10 protein-coding genes and 10 tRNA genes are annotated in these 23,668 nt (G+C 66.9%); 18 read left to right on the top strand and 2 right to left on the bottom strand.

Annotation, left to right across the window (positions count from 1 at the left end; translation table 11 throughout):
• Position 1: 1 nt before the first annotated feature.
• A complete protein-coding gene (locus AC6JA9_RS08410; protein WP_497959385.1) occupies positions 2-4,201 on the bottom strand; it encodes a hypothetical protein in 4,200 nt (1,399 codons plus the stop codon).
• Between the two features lie 404 nt (positions 4,202-4,605).
• Between AC6JA9_RS08410 and AC6JA9_RS08405 the strand changes: the two genes are divergently transcribed.
• The 17 genes from AC6JA9_RS08405 (at position 4,606) to AC6JA9_RS08325 (ending at position 17,974) form a co-directional block, all read left to right on the top strand.
• On the top strand, positions 4,606-7,689 hold the full coding sequence (locus AC6JA9_RS08405) for a protein kinase domain-containing protein (protein ID WP_497960650.1): 3,084 nt from the start codon (positions 4,606-4,608) through the stop codon (positions 7,687-7,689).
• Positions 7,686-8,579, top strand: a complete 894-nt coding sequence (locus tag AC6JA9_RS08400) for an RNA polymerase subunit sigma-70 (protein WP_497959384.1) — start codon at positions 7,686-7,688, stop codon at positions 8,577-8,579. The genes AC6JA9_RS08405 and AC6JA9_RS08400 overlap by 4 nt, the downstream gene beginning before the upstream one ends.
• Before the next feature lie 387 nt (positions 8,580-8,966).
• On the top strand, positions 8,967-9,731 hold the full coding sequence (locus AC6JA9_RS08395; protein ID WP_497959383.1) for a hypothetical protein: 765 nt from the start codon (positions 8,967-8,969) through the stop codon (positions 9,729-9,731).
• A 181-nt stretch (positions 9,732-9,912) separates the two neighbouring features.
• Complete coding sequence (locus AC6JA9_RS08390; protein WP_223785719.1) at positions 9,913-10,680, top strand: hypothetical protein; 768 nt, start codon at positions 9,913-9,915, stop codon at positions 10,678-10,680.
• A 308-nt stretch (positions 10,681-10,988) separates the two neighbouring features.
• On the top strand, positions 10,989-12,014 hold the full coding sequence (locus AC6JA9_RS08385) for a Kelch repeat-containing protein (RefSeq protein ID WP_497959382.1): 1,026 nt from the start codon (positions 10,989-10,991) through the stop codon (positions 12,012-12,014).
• Between the two features lie 742 nt (positions 12,015-12,756).
• Positions 12,757-12,827: transfer RNA gene (locus tag AC6JA9_RS08380), tRNA-Lys, on the top strand.
• A gap of 5 nt (positions 12,828-12,832) precedes the next feature.
• A tRNA-Gln gene (locus tag AC6JA9_RS08375) sits at positions 12,833-12,905 on the top strand.
• A 202-nt stretch (positions 12,906-13,107) separates the two neighbouring features.
• A tRNA-Phe gene (locus AC6JA9_RS08370) sits at positions 13,108-13,180 on the top strand.
• Positions 13,181-13,281: 101 nt separating this feature from the next.
• Positions 13,282-13,355 (top strand) — tRNA-Thr (locus AC6JA9_RS08365).
• A 22-nt stretch (positions 13,356-13,377) separates the two neighbouring features.
• Positions 13,378-13,448 (top strand) — tRNA-Ala (locus tag AC6JA9_RS08360).
• A 6-nt stretch (positions 13,449-13,454) separates the two neighbouring features.
• A tRNA-Arg gene (locus AC6JA9_RS08355) sits at positions 13,455-13,528 on the top strand.
• Positions 13,529-13,542: 14 nt separating this feature from the next.
• Positions 13,543-13,617 (top strand) — tRNA-Arg (locus AC6JA9_RS08350).
• 193 nt (positions 13,618-13,810) lie between these two features.
• Positions 13,811-13,884, top strand: a tRNA-Leu gene (locus AC6JA9_RS08345).
• Positions 13,885-13,934: 50 nt separating this feature from the next.
• Positions 13,935-14,008, top strand: a tRNA-Leu gene (locus AC6JA9_RS08340).
• A gap of 20 nt (positions 14,009-14,028) precedes the next feature.
• Positions 14,029-14,571, top strand: coding sequence for an HNH endonuclease (locus AC6JA9_RS08335; protein ID WP_074949914.1), 543 nt, complete (start codon positions 14,029-14,031; stop codon positions 14,569-14,571).
• 260 nt (positions 14,572-14,831) lie between these two features.
• Positions 14,832-14,916, top strand: a tRNA-Ser gene (locus AC6JA9_RS08330).
• Positions 14,917-15,154: 238 nt separating this feature from the next.
• The gene (locus tag AC6JA9_RS08325) at positions 15,155-17,974 is read left to right on the top strand and encodes an AAA family ATPase (RefSeq protein ID WP_141332461.1); all 2,820 of its coding nucleotides are present in this window, start codon (positions 15,155-15,157) and stop codon (positions 17,972-17,974) included.
• Positions 17,975-18,022: 48 nt separating this feature from the next.
• On the opposite strand, the gene AC6JA9_RS08320 is transcribed toward AC6JA9_RS08325, so the two are convergent.
• Entirely contained in the window at positions 18,023-21,664 is a 3,642-nt protein-coding gene (locus tag AC6JA9_RS08320) for a CARDB domain-containing protein (RefSeq protein ID WP_497959380.1), read from the bottom strand.
• Between the two features lie 361 nt (positions 21,665-22,025).
• Here AC6JA9_RS08320 and AC6JA9_RS08315 point away from each other — a divergent pair, with 361 nt between their 5' ends.
• Complete coding sequence (locus AC6JA9_RS08315) at positions 22,026-23,237, top strand: polysaccharide deacetylase family protein (protein ID WP_497959379.1); 1,212 nt, start codon at positions 22,026-22,028, stop codon at positions 23,235-23,237.
• Positions 23,238-23,668 lie beyond the last annotated feature (431 nt).

Genomic DNA, 23,668 nt, shown 5'->3' with positions numbered 1-23,668 from the left:
GCTATGGGACGCCCGGGAAAGAGGTCAACAACACCACCTGCGGCGGAATGCCGTCGATCAGGCGCAATCGGATGTTGTAGTGTGTCGCGGTCTGTGGGATGGCCACCTTATTGCCTATCTCATCAGTTCTTACCGTAAAACCCCTGCCCACCTTCGTCCCGACAGGGGCGGAGATGTCTAGCTTGTCAAAAAACCCGGTCTCGGCTAGCGCAGCCTTTATATGAGTCCAATTATCCCTGACGTACGTCCTGATGGTCGATTCCATCACCGCATCGCTCTCCCACTGGAACGACTTGGTTTCGGTCCGATTGTCAGGCCAGCCGGCACCGGTGGTGACACGGCTCTCGAGGCTGCGGGCTCCCGGAGGCGCTTGCGCGGCGAAGTAGGGCACGTTGGCGCCGTGCTTGGATATAGTGTGCGCGTCGTGGTCAGCACCATGCATCAGCTCGTTCTCGGCCACGTCGATCATAGGGCCATTCGGGTACTCCTCGTCCAACTGTTGCTCGCGGATTGCGCGCCGCCTATTCAATTCTTCCATGGCCAGCTTTGAGCGCGCCGTGGCATACCGCTGCGACTCAATGGGGCGCTTCTCGTTCGTGGCCGGATCCCTCTGGATGTAGTATTTTGGCTTGCTGTCACGGTTGAGTTCGGCCTGAGTTCGAAGCCTCGGGTCATAGGTGCGCTTGGCGTAGTCTAAGTGAATTTTTCCCATCAAAGCTTCGTATGCGTTCTTCGATTCCGTTTTGGAGTTGCGCGGTCGGGCGATGGCCTCTTCGAACTTCCTTTCCTCTTTTTCAGAAATAGAAATCCTCGTGGGTGGCGTAGGTTGCTGTTGAATGTTCACCGCCGCGCCCACTCCCGGCCAGTCTGGCACTGGCCCCACATTGATGGTGTTGCCCGGCAGGTCAGGGTTCCTCACGACCGGCACAGGACGAGGTCCGGATGCAGGACGCATCCCCCCCTGCTCCTTCGAAGGCGTAGGACGACTCTCGGCGCTGGGCCCCAGGGTGCTCGGCGTCTCGGGCTGCCCAGCACGTGCGGCTCCCTCGTCCTGGCGCGGCATCGGCATGAACTGCCCTGTCGCCGGATTCACCCGGTACTGGGTGGGCGGCTCCCGGTTCGTTGTCATATCTCCAGGCGACGGAGCGGACAGCTCCGCCCCATCTGTCGAGCCGGGCGGCCTATTTCTTCCCGCCAAGGTGTTTTCAGACGTCTTCGAGGACGGCCCCGTTCCGCCCGTCGCTTCATTGCCCGTCGAGCGGTTGGGCCCGCCTGTCGAGCCATTACTTCCCGACGGCCCGTCGCTTCCCCCATGCCGCTTCCCGCTGCCCAGACTGACGGAGGTGCTTCCACTCCCGCCACCGCCACCCTCCGCCGTCACGTCGCGGTGCCGCGCGTTGAGCTCGAAGTCCACGACCACCAGCTTCGCCCCCAATCCGGCTTCGCGGTCCTTGTAGGTCCCCTGAGTGATCTTCGCATCCTTCGCCAGGTCGTCGAAGGCGTTCTCGAACTTGCCAGCCTTCAACTTGTCCGTCACGGACTGCACGTCCTTGTCGGACAGCCCAGCCACCTCTGCCGTGAAGTAATGGCCCTCGTTGCCTTTATCCACGGAGCCTTCCACGGTGATGCTCGTCTCCGACGGCCCCGCGAGCGCGTCGCTCTTAGCGCCCGTCAGGAACGACAACACGTCCGTGCCATCCAGCTTGCTCGCATCCAGTGGAGTCTTCGTTTCGATGCTCACCGAGCCGCTGACCTCTCCGCCCACATTGAGGTCCGCCTTGCCCTTGAGCCCCGTGGCTACACCCGCTGCGCCCGAGCCCTCGAACTCCACCGTCTTCACCAGGTGCGTCGGTTTGCCCTTGTCGAACTCCACCCGCATCCCACTCGCCGCCCCCAAGCTCGCGGACAGGTCGACATTTCCCGAACCAACCTTGAAGTTGACGCCTCCCTCCACCTCGCCATTGACGTTCACCTCCACCGCGGACAAGTGGTCCTTGAGGAACTTCGCGTCCTCGCTCCCCGGAATCATCGCCGAGGGCCCCTTGGCCAGGATGAGGGCCGCCTTTGCTGCCTCCTCGGGCGTGTCGAGCTTCCACTCCATACGGCCCCCGGCCCCCACCGACGCCGAGCCCAACACACCCACGCCCACGTCCGCCGTCACCTCCGCCGACAGCTGGTACTTGCCATCCTCCGTCCGTTCGATGGCTGCCTCTCCACTGATTCCCCCCTTCAGCCCCACCTTGACGTCCAGGTTCCCACTCAGCGACACCGAGTCCCCGGCACTGTTGAGCTTCTTGACCTCGTTCGTCAGCGCGTCTTCCAGCGGCGCCGTCACGACGTCGAAGGCGCCGTCCACGGCCTCACCAGCTGTGTCCGCCAGGGCCTTCAGCTCGTCGCCAGCGAACTCCTTCGCATCCTCGTACCAGGGAAGCTGGCGCTCCTTGTCGAGCTGCCGGGGCTCTGTCCCCTCCACCACCTTGCCGTCCGCGCCCACGTCGAGCGCAACGTGGTCATACCGCCACCGGTTGTCGCTGGCTTCTTGGAGGCTCTGGACCTCCCGGGGCTGATGCTTCAACTGCTTCTGGCCGAGAGCGTCCACGGTGCCGGAAGCCTGGGACACCGTCCGCGAGCGACTGGCGTGCCTCTCGCCGAAGCCGCTGCCGTCCGGGTCATACCCTGTCACCGTGGTCCGCTCAGTGATGGCGCCGGGAGTCTTCGGGGTCAGCGCCGGCAATGCGTCGGTGGATGCGGCGTCCCGGGGCCCGCGCGTCACCTCTTGCTGACTGCGCACCACCTGCACGCCGTTGCCATTCTTGTCCGTCGGCAGCGCCTGCGTGGCCACGGACTCCGTCTTCTTCGTGGAGACTGCGGGCTCACCCTGGGCGTTGAAGCGGATCTCCTCCGTTATCGTGAGGCTCGACTCACCCGGCTTGAGGGCCGATGGGGCGTTGTTCGTCCGGTGGTGGTCCTCCCCCTTGGAAGCATTCCGGAGAGCGGCGGCCTGCCCCGACTCGAAGGCATTCACATCTCCCGCCCGGAAGCCCGGCGTCTGCACCTGCGTCGTCTTCACCTGCTTCGTCGGCAACCCCTGCGCGTTGAGCTGCGTCTCCGTCGTCACCGTCGTCGGCCCTTGCGGCATTCCCTTCTGACTCGCGAGGGCAGCCGGGGGCCTCTCCATTCTCGCCTCTTCCGTGCGCGACAGCGGCCTCGGCGGAGCGCGCGTGGTGTCGTACGTCATCGTGGACGTCGTCGTGGTGGACCCGGTTTTCGCCTGCTGCTCCGTCTGGCTCTTGCGCGACTCCAGCCCCGTGGCCTGCCCCTTCGCATCCGAGGACCTGGTCCATGTCGTCTCGCGCGTGCCGCCTGACTTCGTCGACTCCTTCGACGTCACCGTGGACGTGTAGCTGCCGTCCGGCTTGATGGTGACGCTGCTACCGCTCGCGGCGTCGGACAACAGCGTCTCGCCCGTGGTGGCGTTCTTTCTCACCTGGTACCGGGTGCCGGAGGACGGGTCGGTGTACGTCTGCCCTTCGTCTACCTGGGAGGCGACCTTCGCGTCCTTGGCATCCACCGCGTCGAGCTGCGGCGGAGGCAACTCGCCCTTCTCGGGCTTCCGCGCGACATCCCGCGGCGGCGGGGGAGCGAAGCCCAGCAGCTTCTCCAGTTCTGCTTTTCGACTCGTACCCTCAAAGGCCGAGCTGAGCTCGTTGTTCGTCGGCTTGACCTTGTCGATGTCCTTCTGGCTGTAGGGCGATGGCTTGGTCTCCGCAGTGGCCAACGCGTTCGCTTTGCGCATGGCCTCCTCGGCGCTCTTCGCGGTGAGGGCTACCGTTTCCTCGGCAGCCTGAAGTTTCTTGTCCGCAATCGTTGACCGCTCGGAGGCCTTCTTGAGGTTCTTCTCTGCGGTATTGGAGTCCTCTCTGGACTTCTTTGCCCCCGCAGGGATTTGCCCAGGACTTTGCGCAGTCTTGCGCGCATCCACGGCAACCTTCTTTGCAGCGTCCTCCTGTTGCTGGGCAGATTTTGCGTCACGCTTGGCCTGCGCCAAAGCGCCCCTGGCCTTCGTCACTGCTTTACGATTTGCCTCGGCGGCGAGCTGCGCCACCTCCGCCTTCGATGGGACCACCTCTTCATTGCGCTTCTTCTCGGCAGGGGCTTCTTTTGCGACGCCGGAACCACTCGCTGGTGCGACAGTACCCATTGAAAATCCCCCTCATTCAAAAAGGTCAACAAATCACATCAGACACACAAACAACCGAGGGCTAATCATCCCCAATGAAAGAGCCTTGAGCCCTGCTCTTGGCTATCCCTTCCGCACACGACGACTTTCAGTGGCATGCGGCGGAAGGCCCTTTCAGACGCACGGAGCACCGAGCGTGTCACCTAGAGAATAGTCTTCCGAGACAAAGCCTCCTCCTTCCGTGTACGACTCAACGCACGCCTACCCATGCGCTCGAGAAGGAAGAGGGGATCACCTAATCTTCATCCCAAGATTTCCTGAGGGGGGACATCGTGGGTGAACGAAAACCGACATCAGCCAAGTCTGGCGAATTCCAACGTGTCGCTGAGCCCGCATCCACCCAGCCATGTCCCCAGGAGACGACGCTGACTGATTTTCTCGCGGGATTGCTCTCCGCGGAGCAGCGCGCCAACGTCCTGGCACATGTGGAGAGCTGTCCGGACTGCCAATGGGCCCTCGCGGCGGGAGCTGAAGCCCAAGCACACCCCAACAATTCGACCACACTTTGCGAGGCACCCGTCCAGGCATTGGTGGCTGGCACTCACGTTTCCCGCTACATCGTGCGTGAGAGCCTTGGCTCCGGGGCAATGGGCGTGGTGTACGCTGCGGATGACCCTGAGCTGGGCCGACGGGTAGCCCTCAAAGTGTTGCGCCCTGAGGGATGCCACCGCGAAGAACTCCAGCAGCGGCTGCTGCGCGAGGCCCAGGCGCTCGCCCGGCTCTCCCACCCCAACATCGTCACCTTGTATGACGTGGGAACCTACGGTGACGGCGTCTTCCTGGCGATCGAGCTGGTGGAGGGCACCACCCTCGCGGAGTGGATGAAGCAACCACGTCCGTGGAAGGACGTGCTCCGGGTGTTCGTCGACGCGGGCAAGGGTCTGGCAGCCGCCCACGCCGCCGGGCTGGTGCACCGCGACTTCAAGCCAGCCAACGCTCTCATAGGGAAGGATGGAAGGGTCTTCGTCACGGACTTCGGTATCGCCCGCATCCTCCACCGGGAGGATGAACCATCAACCACACGGGAACACGTCTCACCCCCAACCTCCGTCATGGAGTCACTCACTCGAACAGGCCAGGTCCTGGGTACTCCTGCCTATCTCGCTCCGGAACTCCTTCAGGGCATGCGCGCCGACGCGCGCTCGGATGAGTTCAGCTTCTGCGTGGCACTCCATGAGGCCCTCTTTGGCACGCGTCCCTTCCAGGGTGAGACGCTGAAGGAATTGGTCCAGTCCGCGCAGCAAGGGCGAATGAGCCCTTCGAAGCGTGACGGGAAGGTCCCGCCCCGGGTTCGACGCGCGCTACGCCGAGGGCTCAGCGCCAAGCCCGAGGAGCGCTTCCCAACCATGCAGTCCCTGCTGGCGGCCCTCTCCCCACCGCCGCACCGCAGACTCGTGCAGCTTCTCGTCACAACGGGCCTGGCCGGAATGATGGGAATCCTCGCCGCCTACGGGACAACGGCGCAGCGGCGTGAGACCAGCTGTGCCCAGGAAGCGGAGAAGGTGGCGGTGGCTTGGGGGCCCGCGCGCAGAGAGCGGGTCCGCGCGGCCTTCCTTTCAACAGGCGTGGCCTCTGCCGCCCAGGCCTGGGAGCAGTTCGCGGCGGTGCTGGATGCTCACACGGCTCAGTGGCGGGTGCTTCGCACGGACGCCTGTCGGGCCGCGACAGGCGACACCGCGGACCAGGGCAGGCAGATCGCCGCATGCCTTGATGCACGGCTCTGGCAAATCGCCGCTGTCACGGAGGTGCTGGAGAAGGCCGACGCGCAGACAGTGCAGAACGCACGTCAATTGACGTTATCTCTTGAGGGCCTTGTCGGATGCCGGGACACGCCGGGGCTCTCCAGCCGCCCCCAGCCCCCCGACGACCTTCGCGCCCAGGTGGATGCGGCACGGCACAAGCTGGCGCTGGCCCACACCCACCTCGTGTCACACCGGTTCAAGGAGGGCCTCGCGATGACGTCCGCCCTCCTCGAAGAGCTGAAGGGACTCGGCTACAAGCCTCTGGAGGCAGAGATGTTTCTGTCCCACGGCACATTCCTCGGGGGCCTCAACAAGACCAAGGAGGCGGAGGCCTTCTTGTATAAGGCCCTATGGGCGGCCGAGGCCTCGGGCGACGAAGAGACAGTGGCGAGGACCTGGCTGGAGCTCATCCATGTTGCGGGCGAGGAGCAGTCCCGCCTCGATGAAGCGGAGAAGCTCGTCCGACACGCGCGGGCCGCTGTCGAACGACTGGGGCGAGAGCGCTTCCCGGACATCACGACGGAGCTGCACACGCGCATAGCCTCGCTCAGAGAGATGCAGGGCCATCTCGCCGAGGCGGAGCAGGAGGCACTCGAGGGCCTGGAGTTCTCGCGCAGGAGGAATGGCCCGGACAGCCTCCGTACGCCCAACCTCCTCCACCAAGTGGGACGCATCCGCTTCGACCAGGGCCGCTACGAGGACTCGCTCAAGGCCCACCGTGAGGCGTTGAAGCTGCGAGAGCGCGTGCTCGGTCCGGACAACCCGGCTCTCGCTACTTCCTACAACCGGGTCGCCACGGCTTCGCTGGAAGTGGGAAAGCACGCCGAGGCCGTCAGCGCCTGGCACAAGGCCCTGGCACTCCAGGAGGCAGCCTCCACTCCGGAGACCCCCCCCATGGGGACAGTGCTGCTGAACCTGGCTGGGGTCTCGCGCATCGACGGCCGGCTGGATGAGGCGCAGTCCCAGGCCAAGCGGGCGCAATCCATCTTCGAGCGAGCCCGCGGCCCCGACCACCTCACGGTTGTCTACGCACTCGCGGAGCAGGCGTATATCTCCAGTGATGCGGGACAGGACGACGAGGCGCTGGTCTTCGCGACCGAGGCAGTTGAGCGCATTCAGCGCGGACTGGGCCCGGACACGACACGCGCCGCCCTACCGCTGACCTTCCGGGGGCAGGTCCACCTGAAGGCAGGCCGTTACCCAGAGGCCAGGCGCGACCTGCAGGACGCCCTGGACCGGCTGGAGAAGAAGCACGGCCCGGAGAGAGGGAAGACGGTCCCCGTGCTGCTCCCCCTAGCCGAACTGGCCCTGGCGACTCATGCGCCAAAGGAGGCGCTTGCATACTGCGAACGTGCGCGGAAGGTCACAGAGACTGCCGACGGAGAGGAGTCCGAGGACGGTGCCAGCGCCCTGAGCTGTGCCGGGGAGGCATATCTGGTGCTAGGCGCCGTGGCGGAAGCCATCCCCCTGCTCGAGCACGCACGGCGTATCCAGACCCGATGGGGCGAGGTCAAGGACCCGAAGGTCGCCGGCAAGACCGCGTTCCTGCTGGCCCGGGCACTCCTGGAGACACGCGCCCCCCTGGACCGAGCTCGGGCGCTCGCGATGGCTGAGGAGGCGCGGACGCGGCTGGAGTCCGTGGGAGTCCGAGGTCGAAAGGACCTCCAGAAGATTCTGGCCTGGCAGCGGCGTGAGGCGAAGCGATGAGCGCGCAATCGAAGTCAAGTCCCCTGACAGCGCTGCTGAGAGAGCACCTGCCACGGAAGCAGCACGCGGAGGTGGACGCCGTCGAGAGGCTGGAAGTGCTGCTGCACGAGCACGTCGAGGCAGCTCGGACCAGATGGCCCACGTTGCCGCTCTCTGTTGAGTCCTTCTTCAGGCACCTGGCTCGACACATGCCTGCAGGAAAGGTCTCGGACGTGGTGCGCATCCTCAACGGTGCCGACATGTACCTCGCATGCGCCTGCGCCACCGGGGAACCCTCGGCCCTCCGGGCTTTCGAGCAACACATCCTCCGGCACATCCCCGTCCGGCTTGGACGTCTGCCTCCTAACTCAGGGGAGGAGGTGCTGCAGGTGCTGCGAGAGCGGCTGCTGGTGGCCAGCGGGAACACGCCACCGAGGATTGCGAATTATGGGGGCCGGGGGCCCCTGCTCGCCTGGGTGGGAATCATCGCGACACGCATCGCAGGGGAGCTGGTGGGCCGGGACGAACGGCTTCAACTCGTCGCGGAACCCCCAGAGGAGCTCGCGCGACTCCTGGCACCGAGAGACCCTGAGTACGCGCTGCTGCGCGAAGACGCACGCCAGCTCCTCGTCGAGTCGCTCCGAAAGGCCGTGGCGGTGCTTCCCGAGCAAGAGCGGGCACTGCTGCGCTTGCACCACGTCCATGGATTCACCATGGATCGGCTGACCCTGGTGTATGGCGGCTCGCGCTCTGCGGTGGCGCGACGAGTTTCGGATGCTCGCAGACTGCTGCTTGAGCACGTCCGCAAGGAACTTGCCCCCCGATTGAAGCAGGATGAGATCGCGCTGGAGAGCCTCGTCGGATTGGTTGGCAGCCGACTGGACATCAGCGTCAACGGCTTGCTGGATTGATGCCTCTATCTCCACACGTCCACCGGGTTCACACGAACCGGCATCTCCGATAGTCCACACAAACCGGGCGGCGTCATAGCCATCCCGCCGTCATCGTTACGACTGACGCTCTCGGGGTGCGGGCTCGGAGCCAACACCTTCCCCAGCCGGTCAACGCTGCTTCCAGACTTTTGTGGGACGCCGGCTGGCATCCTCCCTCTTTCTCCTCGATTGCAGGAGCAGACACGAATCGACTCGAGCCGGCCGCACCGCGCCTCGGAGCCGCTCCGTGTTCGCACCTCCAATCAAGTGCATCGCATCTGCCTCGTTTCTGACGCGAGGCATTCTCGGCAAGAGGAGATAGTCATGGGCTCAGTGACAACGGTCGGTCGCTCTGGAGCGGCAAAAGTGGACCCCGCGGAGGCGCAACGCCGCGCCGAGGAGGCCCGCCAGAAGGCGGAGGCAGCGCGGCTCGCAGCTGAGGCCAAGCGCAAGGCGGCGGAGGCGGCGCGGGACAACCTCACGCAGGCCAAGCGCGAGGCGGATTCCGCGCGACGAAAGAAGGCCGCGGCGGAGAAGACTGTCACCGACGCACGCAAAGCCGCAGAGAGGCCCGGACAGACACCCGCGGAGGCCAAGAAGTCGAAGGAAGCCCTCGCCGCTGCGGAGAAGAAGCTCAAGGAGGCCACCGAGGCTTCCAGGATGGCGGCCCAGCAACTCCAGGACGCGGAGGAGAAGGCAGCCCTCGCTGCGAAGAGCGCCGAGAAGGCTATGCGCAAGGCGAACGATTTGGCCGTCGAGGAGTCCAAGACGCCGCCCTACAGCCAGAGGGACATCGATAAGGTCAAGCCGACGAAGAACGAGCTCGACTCGGCCTTCGAGGGCACGAGCCGGAAGGCGGAGCTCGAGAAGCTGCTGGGGTTGACTCCCCCGCCGCAGGAAGTCATCCAGACGGCCGGGAGCGGCGAAGCGCCTGGGGCCCCATTCACCGCGACGAGCATGAATGGCATGCAGGATTGCCCTCCAGCGCGCTTCGGTCAACCATTCATGCCCTCGCCCGCCGATACCTTGTTCCCTGAGGCGCAGTCTCCCAACCCTGGAGCGGTGCCTCCCATCACGGTCCCCGACAACTCGGTCCCCCCTCAGCCGGAGAGCAGTCCCTCGCTCTCGTGACATCGCAACGACAGGCGAATCCAAGCGTCATTCGCGTGAGGGCATGATGTCTTCTTTCAGTGACATCAAGGGCAAATCCATCGTGTCGAGCGTCCTATCGCGGAGTCGCGCCTGTGTCTGGGGCCTCCTCCTCGGGCTCTGCATCCTCCCTGGAGGAGCCCGAGGCGCAGTCTCCCCCGACATGCGGCGTTACCTGGTGTCCATCCACCAACTCATCGAAGACCTCGCGTACGAGCGAGCACTGGAGCAGGTTGCCCGAGGCAAGAAGGTGTCCAAGGGGCCCGAGGATGATGTGGCGATATCGCTCTACGAGGGCATCCTCGTGGCGGAGCTAAGCGCTGGGAGGCTGGACGAATCCAATGCTGCCTTCAAAGCAGCCCTCTTTCTAGCCCCCGACGCCCAACTCCCGTTAAGTGTCTCCCCTAAGTTGAAGCGGCGATTCGAAGCCGTGCGCGAGGAGGTTCTGGGCGAGTTGGCCTTGCGAGGGGAAGACCGGGGACCTCTGAAAACAGATGCGCCGACGCGGCTCCAACGGCAGCCAGCGCCACGAGGGCCGCTCCCCGAAGCGGCCTCGAGACTCTCTGAGTCTTCGTCCTCGCCCGTGTCAGAAGTGCCACCCTCATCCCCAACCTTGCGAGAGCGAGCAATCATCCCTGCCGTGGCGGGAGGCGCACTCGTCGTCACAGCAGGCGTCTTCTGGAAATTGGCGGAGGGAAAGAAGTCAAAGCTGGTGCACAAGCCTCCGGAGCTCCGCACTGAGGCTGACGCCAGAAACCTGGCCCAAAGCGCGCGCGGGATGCAGACGGTCTCCGTGGGACTGCTTGTAGGCGGATTGGTGGGGCTGGGAGCCGCCATGGGAATGTATCTGCAGGGAGCACCTGATGCGCAGGTGCCCGTTCAAGTCGGGCTGGACGGAACGTCAGTGTCGATTTCGGGGAAGCTGCCATGAGACCCCTTCATTTCTCGACAGCGCTTGGCCTGCTCGTGATTGGCGCTCATGTCGCTGCATGCCTCGACGTCGATGACGCAGTCCTCCAGTTCTGCATCAAAAGCCCGGGTGCCTGCCGGGATGGAGGAGAGGCTGCAGCCTCTGACGGAGATGGCGTCCTGGATGGAGATGGCGGTGATGATGTGCCGGATGGCGGATACACTGGGGATGATGGAGCCACTGACGACGACGGCGGGTCAGATGCTGGCCCGGATCGGGGACCACCAGACAGTGGGCGCGAACCCCCAGGGTGGAAACTCGTGCCTTCGATGCAGATGCGCCGCACAGGTCATACGGCCACGGACCTGAAGAACGGACAGGTGCTCGTCATCGGAGGGTGCACCACAAGTATCAGCCAAGGATGTAGCCCCACGAACACGGCGGAACTCTACACCGTCTCGTCCAATAGATGGAGTCCTGCCAAGAGCCTCAAGACGGCACGTACGGGACATACGGCAACCCTGCTGAACGATGGAAGAGTCTTGGTGGTCGGTGGACGGGGATTTACGGACGAAGCACTGGCTACCGCTGAAGTCTACGACGTCGATACCAACACTTGGACGGACGCCCTCTCCATCCCCAATGGCGCGCGGGCCTGGCATGCAGCTATTCTGTTGGCGTCGGGCAAGGTGCTGGTCGCAGGTGGTGGAACATCCGACTCCACGGGACTCAATACGACCGCGCTCTTCGACCCGAACAACGACACTTGGACGGACGCCGGCAACATGGGTTTCAAGCGGAATGTCCTGACCCTCACCTTGCTCAACGGGGACAAGGTGGTCGCAATCGGTGGCTACAGTGAAACGGGCGCGGAGCGATCCGCCGAGGTCTACGACTCAAGCCAAGTGCATGCAGGCTGGCAACGCATCGAAGAGCGGATGAGCAATGGCCGCAACGGCCATACAGCCACGCATCTACCCTCAGGGAAAATCTTGGTTGCCGGCTCATTGCTGGGGTCACCTGGAACGGTCCTCCGCGACGTGGACCTCTTCGACCCTGGGAACTGGTCGTGGTCCCCGCAGCAAGACCTGAGAGAAGCCCGCTTCGCACACTCGGCCACCCTCTTGCCCTCGGGTGAGGTCCTTGTGGTCGGTGGAAACTCTCTCTCAAATGGAGCGCCGCGCGCATCTGCGGAGATCTTCCGTCAGAACGGCACATGGGAACTGCTCTCCCCGATGTCCTGCGCGCGTGCCTCTCACACCGCGACGTGGCTAGATTCAGGAAGCGTGCTCATCATCGGAGGCACTGCGAGCAACGGCGAAATACTCAATACCGTTGAGCGATTTGTCCCTTGAGAGACAGCCCCCCAATCCGGTCGCTGCCCCGGACGTATGTCAAGACGAATGCACGGGCGTGCACGAAGCCAGCGAGTTCCTGTGGCGGCCCTGACGCGGACCAGACCAGCCACATGGCTCTCGACGGCGTTTATGGTCCCAGCGTGAACCGCCCCACTGGACGCCCGCCGCTTCTGTCCTTCCCCGCGAGGGAAATCCTAGAGAAAGAAGGCTGCGCAACCGCTTCAGTCTCCCCGAGATAATCCGGGCCTTGTCAGGAACGATAATCACCCGCCGTAGAGTCTTCCTGAAAGGAGCGGCGACCATGACGACGTTGACGATGCGGACGAACCCGATGAAGCGCAGCTATCGCAACAGCCTCTGGCCCCAGTTCGACGCCGCCTCCTGCTCCCTTGTGAGCTTCGCGTCGAAGTCCCTCGTGGGATTTGACCGCCATGGCGGCCTTCCGCCCGTACCCTGCTGAAGCTCGCGCTCCGTCATCGAAGCGCCAAGCCAAGTAGAGGCCGGGCTCCCAATCAGGGACCCGGCCTCTCGGCTTTCCGGGCTCCAGCGTCCTCATGCCACGCCCGCGTGGCCCGCCACGCACAGCCTCACCGTATCGCGGGGCATCACCCGAGGCCGGACACGCGTTCGTGCACCAGTCATCCCGGTTCGGGTCCCCCGGCAGCCTCAAGGTCTCTGACAACTGAATCGTCGTGGTGAATGAATGCCGCCCGCGTGCATCCGGGGCGGCAAGCAATCTACCTCCGTAGCTCATTGGAAGAGCATCCGCCTCTTAAGCGGACGGCGAGGGTTCGAATCCCTCCGGAGGTACTCATACCGGGGTCGTCTAACCAGCGAGGATGGCGGACTCTGACTCCGCAGGTGCAGGTGCAAAGCCTGCCTCCGGTTCTCTCCAGGCTGTTCTTCTGGTGGGGATGGTTCCCTGCCAAAGTTCGCAGCACCAATCGGACCCCGACAGAAAGACAACAGCAGGTTCCAGTCTCAAACCCCTGAATATCACTCGTCTTTCTACCGCTCAGAGAGTTCGAGTTCTCTAAAGAAAACCAGAGAACGAGTTCGCCCAGAGATTCATTCGGGAAGCTTCACATCTGCCGACCTGGCGTAGGTGGTCCGCGCGCCCGTCTGAAGAGCGGGAGGACTCGGTTCGATTCCGAGGGTCGGCACTCGCAGCACTGCTTCACCTTCATAGGCCGCGCTCCGGGAGCAGCCTGGACTCCAAATCCGAGCGGGCGGGGTTCAACTCCTCGGCGGCCTGTTTCGTTTCGCCCCTGTAGCTCAACTGGTAGCAGCACCGGTTTCGTAAACCGGCGGTTGTCGGTTCGAACCCGACCGGGGGCACTGTTCTTCACGCAGTCATCATGGGTCCGTAGCTCAATGGGAGAGCACTCGGTTTGCACCCGAGCGGTCCGGGTTCGAGTCCCGGCGGTTCCACTTCTTGCCCTTGTAGCTCAGTGGATGAGAGCGCACGGTTCCGAACCGTGAGGCCGCAGGTTCAATCCCTGCCAGGGGCACTGTCTCTCCTCACGCTCCCGTAGCTCAGCGGAACCAGAGCACGCGCGTCCTAAGCGCAAGGTCGCAGGTTCGAATCCTGCCGGGAGCCTCCGAGCGGTTCACTTCTTCTTGCGGTGTGGGGTCGGTGCCCCACTGGGCCTCATAAGCCCGGCCTCCAGGGTTCGACTCCCTGCTCCGCAACTCGTCTTTCGCACGCCGAGCCAGCTGGAGACGGCGACGGTCCCACACACCGTTCCCGCCGGGTTCGATTCCCGGGGCGTGCACTGTGTCCTCGAAGTCTTGCCGGTGTAGCCCAACAGGTAGAGGTGCCAGGTCGAGAACCTGGAGGTTGCGGGTTCGACTCCCGCCGCCGGCACTGTTCGTCGTCGTCGTGTCGTCGCAGGTCAGCAGGAGCTCCCGAAGTCCGTCCGCGTAGCCCAAACGGGAGAGGCCGCCGGCTCAAACCCGGCCCAGTGCGAGTTCGAGTCTCGCCGCGGATACAAACGAAAGGCGTTGCGTCATGGAGACGCTGGTTCTCAGTCAGTCCTTCGAGCCCGTCGCGCGGATTCCCTGGCAGCGCGCCGTCATGCTCATCTTCCAGGGCAAGGTCGAGGTGGTCGAGGAGTACGAGGACCGCTTCGTGCGCTCGGTGACGGTGGAGATTCGCATGCCGTCCGTCATCCGGTTCTTCCGCGGCCTGCGCAAGGGGCCCAAGGGCGTGAAGTTCAGCCGGGAGAACGTCTACGTGCGAGACCACTGCCGCTGCCAGTACTGCGGCCTGAAGGTGTCGCGCGCGGAGGCCACGTATGACCACGTGGTGCCTCGCGCCCAGGGCGGCCGCACCACCTGGGACAACGTCGTCATCGCCTGCGTGCCCTGCAACCAGAAGAAGGGCAACCGGACGCCGGAGCACGCGAAGATGGCGCTGCGCTGCGCCCCGGTGAAGCCCAAGAAGCTGCCGGACACCCTGCACCTGTCGTTCGTCTTCGACAAGGGCATGCCCATGTCGTGGGCCAAGTTCCTCAGGGACGTGGCGTACTGGCATGGCGAGCTGGAGTCCTGAGCTCCCTCCGAGTGGAGGAGGTCCGCCAGAGGCGGGCCTCCGTCCCCTTCGTCCCCGCCCACACGGGTGACGGGGGATGAGGAGGTCCGCCAGAGGTGGACCTCCCGCCCGGAGGAAGCTCCCCGCGCGCCGGCAGGCGGGAGCGCCGCTGCCGGCACATTTCCTGGAAGACCGACGCCAGAGGCTGGCGGCCCGTTTCGAAAACGGTGCGGGTGCATGACGCGCTCGGGGTTCGAGTCCCCTGTCTTCCGCTGTGTCTTGGAGCATGCAGGCCGGGTGGCCGGCCGCCCGGCTGGAAATCGGGAGGGCCCTTCGGGGCCCGTGGTTCGACTCCACCCTGCTCCGGTCTGTCTCTTTGGAAGTTGGACTGGCGATGGCGCCAGGCCCCGCTGCTACCGGGTGCGAGCCGGCCTTCCGGCTTGGGGTTCGAGTCCTCCGACTTCCGCTGCCACACCCGCCCACCCAGGGTCCGGGCCCGGCTCGCACAGGCGGGCCTGTTGCCGACCCAGGCCGGGATTGCGCGCTCACCTCGACGGTTCAGCGGTTAGAGTGCGTGCTCCGGCGAGGGGGCGGTTGACGAGACATGGCGACGAGGAAGAGCGAGGACCAGGAGCGACTCATCGACCGGGACCTGACCGCGTTGGCCCGCGAGGGCCGGCTGCCGGCCGCCCATGGCGTGGACGCCGCGGTGACGGAGGTCCTCGGGTTGCTGACGCGCGGTGGCAAGCATCCCCTGCTGGCCGGAGACCCCGGCGTGGGCAAGAGCGCGCTCGTGCAGGAGGTGGCCCGGCGCATCGCCGAGGGCCGCGTGGACGCGGAGCTGGCGCAGGCCCGGCTGGTGGAGGTGTCCATCGCCAACATCCTCGCGCGCTCCACCCAACGACAGGCGGCGGAGAGCTTCGAGGAGCTGCTGGCCCGGCTCGCCCGGCAGGCCTGCCCCATCGTCTACATCCGTGATTTGCCCGTGGCGCTGGGCGGCCCCCTGGCCCCCGTCGCCGTGCGCGCGCTGCGCACCAGCGGCATGCGGTTCATCTTCGAGACCGAGCCCAAGCGCGTCCAGGAGCTCCTGCGCTCCGACGAGGCGCTCGCCGAGCGGCTCCACCTGCTGCCCCTGCACGAGCCTCCGCTGGAGAAGGCGCGCTGGGTGCTGGGACGGGTGGCGGAGGAGCTCGAGCGCGAGCTGCGGCTGCCCATCGACCCGGCGGCGTGCGACCTGGCGCTGCGGCTGTCGTCCAAGTTCCTGCTCGCGCAGCGCATGCCGCGCAAGGCCATCGAGCTGCTCAAGGAGACGGCGGCGGAAGCGGCGGGCGCGGCCAAGGACCACGTGGGTCCCGAGGACGTGCTCACCCGCTTCTGCGCCGCCACGCGCCTGCCGCGCTTCGTGGTGGACGACGCGATGCCGTTGGACCTGGAGGAGACCGAGCGCTTCTTCGGCGAGCGGCTCCTGGGCCAGACGGACGCGGTGGCGGCGGTGCTGCGCTCGGTGGCGCTGCTCAAGGCGGGGCTGAACGACCCGCGCCGGCCGCTGGGCGTGTTCCTGTTCGCGGGCCCCACGGGCGTGGGCAAGACGCAGCTGGCGAAGCTGCTGGCCGAGTACCTCTTCGGCTCGGCGGACAGACTGGTGCGCCTGAACATGGCGGACTACCCGAACGACGGCGACGAGAGCGTGCCCTTCGGCGCGTCCTGGGCGCCGGCGCTGGAGACCCGGCGCGGCGAGCTGACGGCGCTGCTCGACGGCAAGGTGTTCTCCGTGCTGCTGCTGGACGAGTTCGAGAAGGCCGCGCGCAGCGTGCACGACCGCTACCTCCAGCTCTTCGACGAGGGCACGTTCGTCAACGGCGCGGGCGAGGTGGTGTCGTGCAACAACACGCTCATCGTCGCCACGTCCAACGTGGGCGCGGAGGTGTACCGCGAGCCCGCCATGGGCTTCGCGGGGACGCGGCGCGCGGAGGAGATGGTGACGGAGGTGGACCGGCGCATCGGCGAGTCCTTCCGTCCGGAGTTCCTCAACCGCTTCGACGCCATCTGTCACTTCCAGCCGCTGTCCAAGGTGGACATCCGCAAGATTGCCCAGCGCGAGGTGGGCCGCGTGCTGGAGCGCGAGGGCATCCGCGCGCGCTCGCTGGACGTGGAGGTGACGCCCGAGGTGGTCGACATCCTCGTCGAGCGCGGGTACTCGCCGCAGTTCGGCGCGCGCTACCTGCAGCGTGAAATCGAGAAGACGCTCACCGCGGCGCTCGCGGTGGAGATTGCGCGCAAGCCGCTGCCTCCGGGCACGCCCGTGCGCGTGGAGGCACGCGCGGGGGACCGGGTGGTGGCCGTGGCCGAGCCCGCCGCCCCGCCGCCGTCGCCCACCGCGCAGTTGCTGCTGCCCTCCGCGCGCGCGGCCCCGGTGAAGCGGCGGCTGGACCGCAAGTCGCTGCTGGTGGAGATGGACCGGCTGGTGGGCAAGGCGCGCGCGCTGGCGGCGTCCTCGGGGCGACCGGAGCTGGAGGAGCGCAGGACGGCCCTGCTCACGGAGACGCAGGCCCCCAACCTCTGGGACGACCCCACGCACGCGGCGGACGTCATCCGCGCCTTCCGGCTGGTGGAGGCCCACCTCAACGAGATGGAGCGGCTGGAGGCGGCGTGCTTGTTCGCCCGCCGGCTGGTGCGCGAGGCGAAGAACGAGGTGCAGCTGGGCTCCGCGGCGCGGCAGGTGGAGGAGGTCGCGCGCGAGGTGCAGATGGCCGAGGCGCTCCATGCCTCGGGCGCCTCGCAGCAGGACACCGAGGCGCTGGTGGACATCTGCGCGAGCGACTCGGCGGAGACGCAGGCGGTGTGGGTGCAGGAGCTGGCCACCATGTACCTGGGGTGGGCGCAGCGCCGGGGCTACGAGGCGGTGGCGGTGGCCGAGGCGGACGAGCCCTCGCGTGTCGTGGTGCGCATCGCCGGGCCGGGTGCATACGGGTTCCTGGCGGGAGAGGCGGGCATGCACCGACGCCTGGAGGACGAGAAGCGCCAGCGCGCGTATGTCCGCGTGCACCGGGGCGGCGCGCTCTCCGAGGAGGAATTGGAGCTCTTGGAGGTGCTGGGCCGTCCGGTGAAGAGCCACGAGGGCGCCTACCTCCAGCGCGTGCGCACCGAGGTGACGGTGAAGGACGAGTCCACCGGGCGCGTGCTCACGCTCACCGGCGCGGGGGAGCTGGAGGAGCTCAAGGACATCGCCGCGCGCGTGGTGGCGGGACAGGGCGGCAGCACGGACGAGGCGCGCCGCTACTACCTGGGACGCAGCGCCCGGGTGGAGGACCCGCGCACCGGCGCCGGCACGCCCCGCGTGAAGGACGTGCTGCGAGGCGAGCTGGACGTGTTCATCGCCGCGTGGATTTCACGCGCCCCCACCGAGCCTCCGCTGGGGAGCTGAAGGCAGCGAGGGGACGGGCTCGACGGCCCCGTCCCCTCCGCCCTCACGCTAGTTCGTCACCGTCAGCGGGGTGGTGCGCGTGTTGTTGTCCTCGCGCAGCTCCTGCTGCGCCAGGAACGAGTCCACGTAGGCACCGAGGAACCGGGCCCCGGGCGCGCCCTGCGCATCCGGGGGCAGGCTCACCTGCAGGTTGGTCACCGACTGCGTGATGCAGGCTCCCGGGGCCAGGCTGGGGATGTTCGCGCCTCCCATGGGCACCTGGTCCAGCGGCGGCACGCCACCCGGGGGCACGGGCGCCTCCGGGGCGAGGCTCGTGTCCAACGAGACCACGAACGTCACCGTGCTCGAGGCGCTCGCCGTCGTCCCCTGGTTGCACACCCGAGCCGTCGCGGAGATGCGGCTGCCGGAGATGGCCGACACCGGCCCCGTCAGCGAGGACACGACGAGGTCCGGCCTCGCGCCGATACCGATGAGCCCGTGGACGAAGGTGTTGTTGTCCTCGCGCAACTCCTGCACCTGCGACGCGGCGTCGACGATGGCGCCCAGGTGGAAGACCCAGCCCTGCAGGCCCGGCGGCGCGGTCACCGACACGGTGGTGCTGCGCTGCAGGCACTGACTCACGGCCAGGGCGGGCACGTCCACGGTGCCGAGCGGCTGCTGTTCCTCCGAAGGCAGCGGCGACGCGGAGAGTTGGTCATCGACCGACATCAACAGGCGGACGCTCGACACGGGGCTGGGCATCGTCCCGTGGTTGCAGACCGTCACGGTGACAGGCAGGGACTGGCCATTCTGCGCGCTGGCCGGCGCGGTCATCGCGGTCACGACCAGGTCGGAGCGGCTGCCCACGCCGATGAGGCCGTGGAGGAAGACGTTGTTGTCCTCGCGCAGCTCCTGCACGGAGTTCGTCTCGTCGACGATGGCACCCAGGAAGTAGGCACCATCGCCCTGCGCGTCCGGCGGCAGCCAGGCGTTCGGTGTGAGCGAGCGGGAGAGGCACTGGCCGATGGCGAGCGCGGGGACATCCACGCTCCCGAGCATCACCTGGTCCATGGCGGGAGGCGCGGACGGCGCGGTGGCCGTCAGCACGGCGTCCGTCGACAGGTAGACGCGCGCGGTGGACGGAGGGCTCGACAGGGTGCCGCGATTGCAGACATTCACGGACAAGGCGAGCGGCAGGCTCACCCCCACGCTCCGGGGCGCGGTCATCGCGGTGATGACCAGGTCCGGGCGCTGGCCGACGCCCACGCGCTTCACGAAGCTGTTGTTGTCCTCGCGCAGCTCCTGCACGGACGACGGCTCATCCACGATGGCGCCCAGGAAGAACGCGCCATCCCCTTGCGAGTCCGGCGGGATGGAGGCCCACACCGGGTTGGAGCGCGTGGTGCACTGGCCCGCGCCGAGGGACGGCACGGAGACGGAGCCCACCGGGACCTGGTCCATGGGCGCGGGGCCGGGGCTCGACGACATGGGCGAGAGCACCGCGTCCGAGGACACGAAGAGCTGCGCCTGCGTCGAGTTGCTGGGGCGGGTGCCCTGGTTGCACACCGTCACCGTCACCGTGGTGGGCCCCGAGGTTGGCAGGCTCTCCGGCGAGCCCAGCGCCGTGACGACCAGGTCCGGCATGAGGCCCACGCCCACTTGCCCCTGGATGAAGGCGTTGTTGTCCTCGCGCAGCTCCTGCACGGAGGGCGGGTCGTCCACGATGGCGCCCAGGTAGTACGCCCCATCGCCCGTTCCAGCCGGCGGGATGACGGCGCCCGGCATCGCCCCTTCGCGCACCAGGCACGCGCCCGGGCTCAGCGAGGGCACGGAGATTTCACCCTGCGGCGTCTGGTCCAGCGGCATCGACGGGCCGGGCCACGGCGTCATCGGCGTCAGGGCCGTGTCCGTCGACAGGTAGACCTGCGCGCGAGCGGGGTTGCTCGGCTGGGTGCCCTGGTTGCACACCGTCACCGTCGCCTGGAAGGGCTGCCCCGAGGCGAGGCTCGGCGGCGCGGTCATCGCGGTGATGACCAGGTCCGGCCCGTTGCCCACGCCGACCAGCCCCTTCACGAAGGTGTTGTTGTCCTCGCGAAGCTCCAGCACCTGGTTCACGTCATCCACGACGGCGCCCACGTAGAAGGGGCCCGCGCCCGTCGCACCCGGCGGCACCATGGGCCAGCCCGTCAGCGAGCGCGTCGCGCACTGTCCCGGCACCAGCGAGGACACCTGGACGTCGCCCACCGGCGACTGGTTCGGCGGCATGGGCGCGGGGCCCGACGGCATGGGCGACAGCGTCGGAATCGTGGAGAGGTAGAGCTGCGCGCGCACCGGGTTGCTGGACTGCGTGCCCTGGTTGCACACCGTCACCGTCGCCTGGAAGGACTGGCTGAAGGACATCGAGGGCGGAGCCTGCACGTCCGTGACGACGAGGTCCGGGCGATACCCCAGCCCCACCAGGCCCTTCACGAAGGTGTTGTTGTCCTCGCGCAGCTCCAGCACCTCGCCCGCGTCATCCACGATGGCACCCAGATAGAGCGCGGTGGCCTCCGTGGGCATGGGCGGGAACGAGGGCCAGACACTCTCCTCGCGCGTCAGGCATTGGCCAGGCGCGAGCGACGGGAACGAGCCCATGCCCACCTGCACCTGGTCCGACGGCGGAGGCCCCGGAGGCGTCATCGGCGTCAGCACGTCATCGAGCGACAGGTACAGCCCGAGCCGCGCCCAGCCACTGGACTGCGTGCCCTGGTTGCACACCGTCACGCGGACGGGAGTGGACTGCCCGGGCGTGAAGCTCGCGGGAGACGACAGCTCCCGGACCACCAGGTCCGCGCGACTGCCCACCCCGATGACGGTGGTCGCGTGGGTGTTGTTGTCCTCGCGCAGCTCCGGCACGGAGGCCGGGTCGTCCACGATGGCGCCCAGCACATACCGCCCCTGGCCATTTCCCGACGGCGGCAGCCACGCGCCGACTTGCGAGAAGCGAGCGAGGCACTGCCCCGGCTCCAACCAGGGGAGCTGCAGCGAGCCCACCACGACCTGGTCCTGCGGAGGCGCGCCGGGCCCCGACGGCGTCAACACATCATCCACGGAGAGCAGGAAGCTCACCCGCGTGCTGGAGGAGGCCGTCGTGCCCTGGTTGCACACGCGGGCCTGGACCTCGAACATCTGCTGCGTCATCACGCTGGCGGGAGCGCGCAGCTCCGTGATGACCAGGTCCGGGAGATTGCCCACGCCGATGCGCTGGACCGCGCTGTTGTTGTCCTCCCGCAGCTCCTGGACGGAGGACGGGTCATCCACGATGGCCCCCACGTAGTAGGCGCCGTCCTGCTGGGCCAACGCAGGCAGCGAGGCGGTCAGCGAGACCTCGCGCGATACACAGGCTCCTGGAGTAAGCGTCTGCGACAGGGAGAAGTCTCCCACGAGCAGCTGGTCCAGCGGAGGAGCCTGGGGGCCGCTGGGTGTCAGCACGTCATCCACGGACATGAAGAACCGGGTCTGCACGCCGCTGACCGGCGCGCTGCCCTGGTTGCACACCGTCACCGTGGCGTTGAAGCCCTGACCCCGACTCACACTCGCGGGGACCCGCAGCTCGCGGATGACGAGGTCCGGCCCCGTCTGGAGCGGACTGGATGCCGCCTCGACTCCGGGCTCCCGCGAGGCCCCTTCGCCTCCCGAACAGCCCGTGCCCACACCGATGCACAAACCCATGACCAGCCAACTCGTGGCGGTCACGCTCCACTCCGGCCTCTTCATGAAGTCTCCCGTTGAAGTCACATGTGGAGCACGGCGACGAGCCTCGACGCCGGCTCCAGGCACGCGCACTAAGGGTGTGGCCGCCCGAATGAAAGCCCTGATGAAACATGACCGTTTCATGAAGTCGGAAAGGACTCCCTCGACGACAAAACCTCACTTCTCGATACGTGTGACGGCGAGCGAGTCCCCTGCGCCCCCTGAGCGCGACGCGCATCCAGGGGTGAACGTGTCGAGGGCCTCGGGTTGCCCTGTGTGGAAGTCCTCTGCTATCGCGCGCCTCGCGCCGCATGCGGCGAACTGCCCCGGGGGGCTGTCCATGGCGAAGGGTTCCGAGACGATGCGAGGGTTTGCCGCGCTGCTGGTGCTGTTGACGACGTCCGCGTTCGCGGCCGAGCCCTTCTCGCAGGGCATGGTCACCATCACCCTGGATGACGGCTGGGCCACCCAGTACACCAAGGCGCGGCCCGCGCTGAATGCGCGAGGGATTCCCGCGACGTATGGAATCATCACCCAGGCGCTCGCCCAGGGCTGGGGTGGCTACATGAGCACCTCCCAAGTCCAGACGCTCATCGCCGAGGGCAATGGCATCGCCAGCCATACCCTCACGCACCCGGACCTCACCACGCTGTCGCCCACCGAGCTCGTCGCCGAGCTGCGGGACTCGCGCGACTGGCTGGTGGGGTCGCTGGGCCTGAGCGCGGTGCCGGATTTCATCATCCCGTATGGGGCCTACGACGCCACCGTGCTCGCCTCCATCCGGCAGCACTACGCCAGCAGCCGCACGGTGAACGCGGGCCGGAACTTCCGCGACACCATCGTGTACGAGCTGCGTGGCAATGACGTGGCGCGTGGCGTCTCCGTCGCCACGGTGCGCGGCTGGATTGACCAGGCTCTCGCGGAGAAGAGCTGGCTCATCCTCGTCTTCCACGAGTTCGTGGACGGAACGCCGACCCGCGACACACAATACAAGACGTCCAACTTCGCGAGCATCCTGGACCACCTCCACACCCGGGGCGCGCTCACGGTGACGCTGTCGCAGGGGCTCGCGCTGATGAACGGCCGCACGGAGCCGGAGCCGACCGCGGGGATGAGCATCTATGGCGATGCCCTGGAGGGAGGCTTCGCGGATTGGAGCTGGGCGGAGCACTCGCTGGACGAGACGACCACGGTCCACTCGGGCTCGGCGTCCATCCGCTTCGAGCCCGACGCGTGGGCGGGGTTGATGCTCCACCACTCGGGCGTGGACCTGTCGGGGTACCAGTCCCTGGAGTTGTGGGTGCATGGTGGCACCACGGGCGGTCAGGGGGTGCGCGTCGTGCTGCATGACGGCACCAACGTGCTCGGGAGTCAGCGGCTGGACGAGGCGCTGGGCGGGCCGCTGGTCCCGGGCGAGTGGCGCAAGGTCACGCTCTCGCTCGATGCGCTGGGGGCCTCGTCGGGCGTGATGCAGGACCTCTACATCCAGGACGACTCGGGAGCAGACCAGGCGGCGGTGTACCTGGACTCAATCGCTCTCATCCCCCGATGAGGCTCCCGGGCGGCGCGGGGTCGGCTCGCCGCGCCGCGGCATCCGGGGGTGGGGCCGAAAGGACAGACAGGGCTCCCATCGGCTGAGAATGGGCTGTGTCCGACCCTTGTGTGGCCCATTGGGAGTCGCGAATCCGGGCCCCCTTCTCATGTACCCGCCGTGTGGGGTTACATCCGAGGGGTGTCCTGCTTCGACGAGAAGACCGCGCAAGCGCTGGTCAGCGGTGTGCTCTCCGTCGTGGAGGCCCAGCGCCTGCGGCGTCATGCGGAGGGATGCCGTGCGTGCGCGGCGCTCCTGGCGAGGCTGACACCGCCCGGCAGCGCGGCACATCGCGTCACGCCGCAGCAGGAGGACGCCACGGAGCTGGCCCTACCGCGCGCCGCGTTGATGGCGATGGTGGGGGATTTCGACCCGCCCACGGAGCCACTGCG

It is taken from the genome of Myxococcus sp. MH1, from assembly GCF_059738865.1.
Note: the sequence above shows the minus strand (reverse complement) of the source record. Positions and strands in the feature narration are given on the sequence as shown.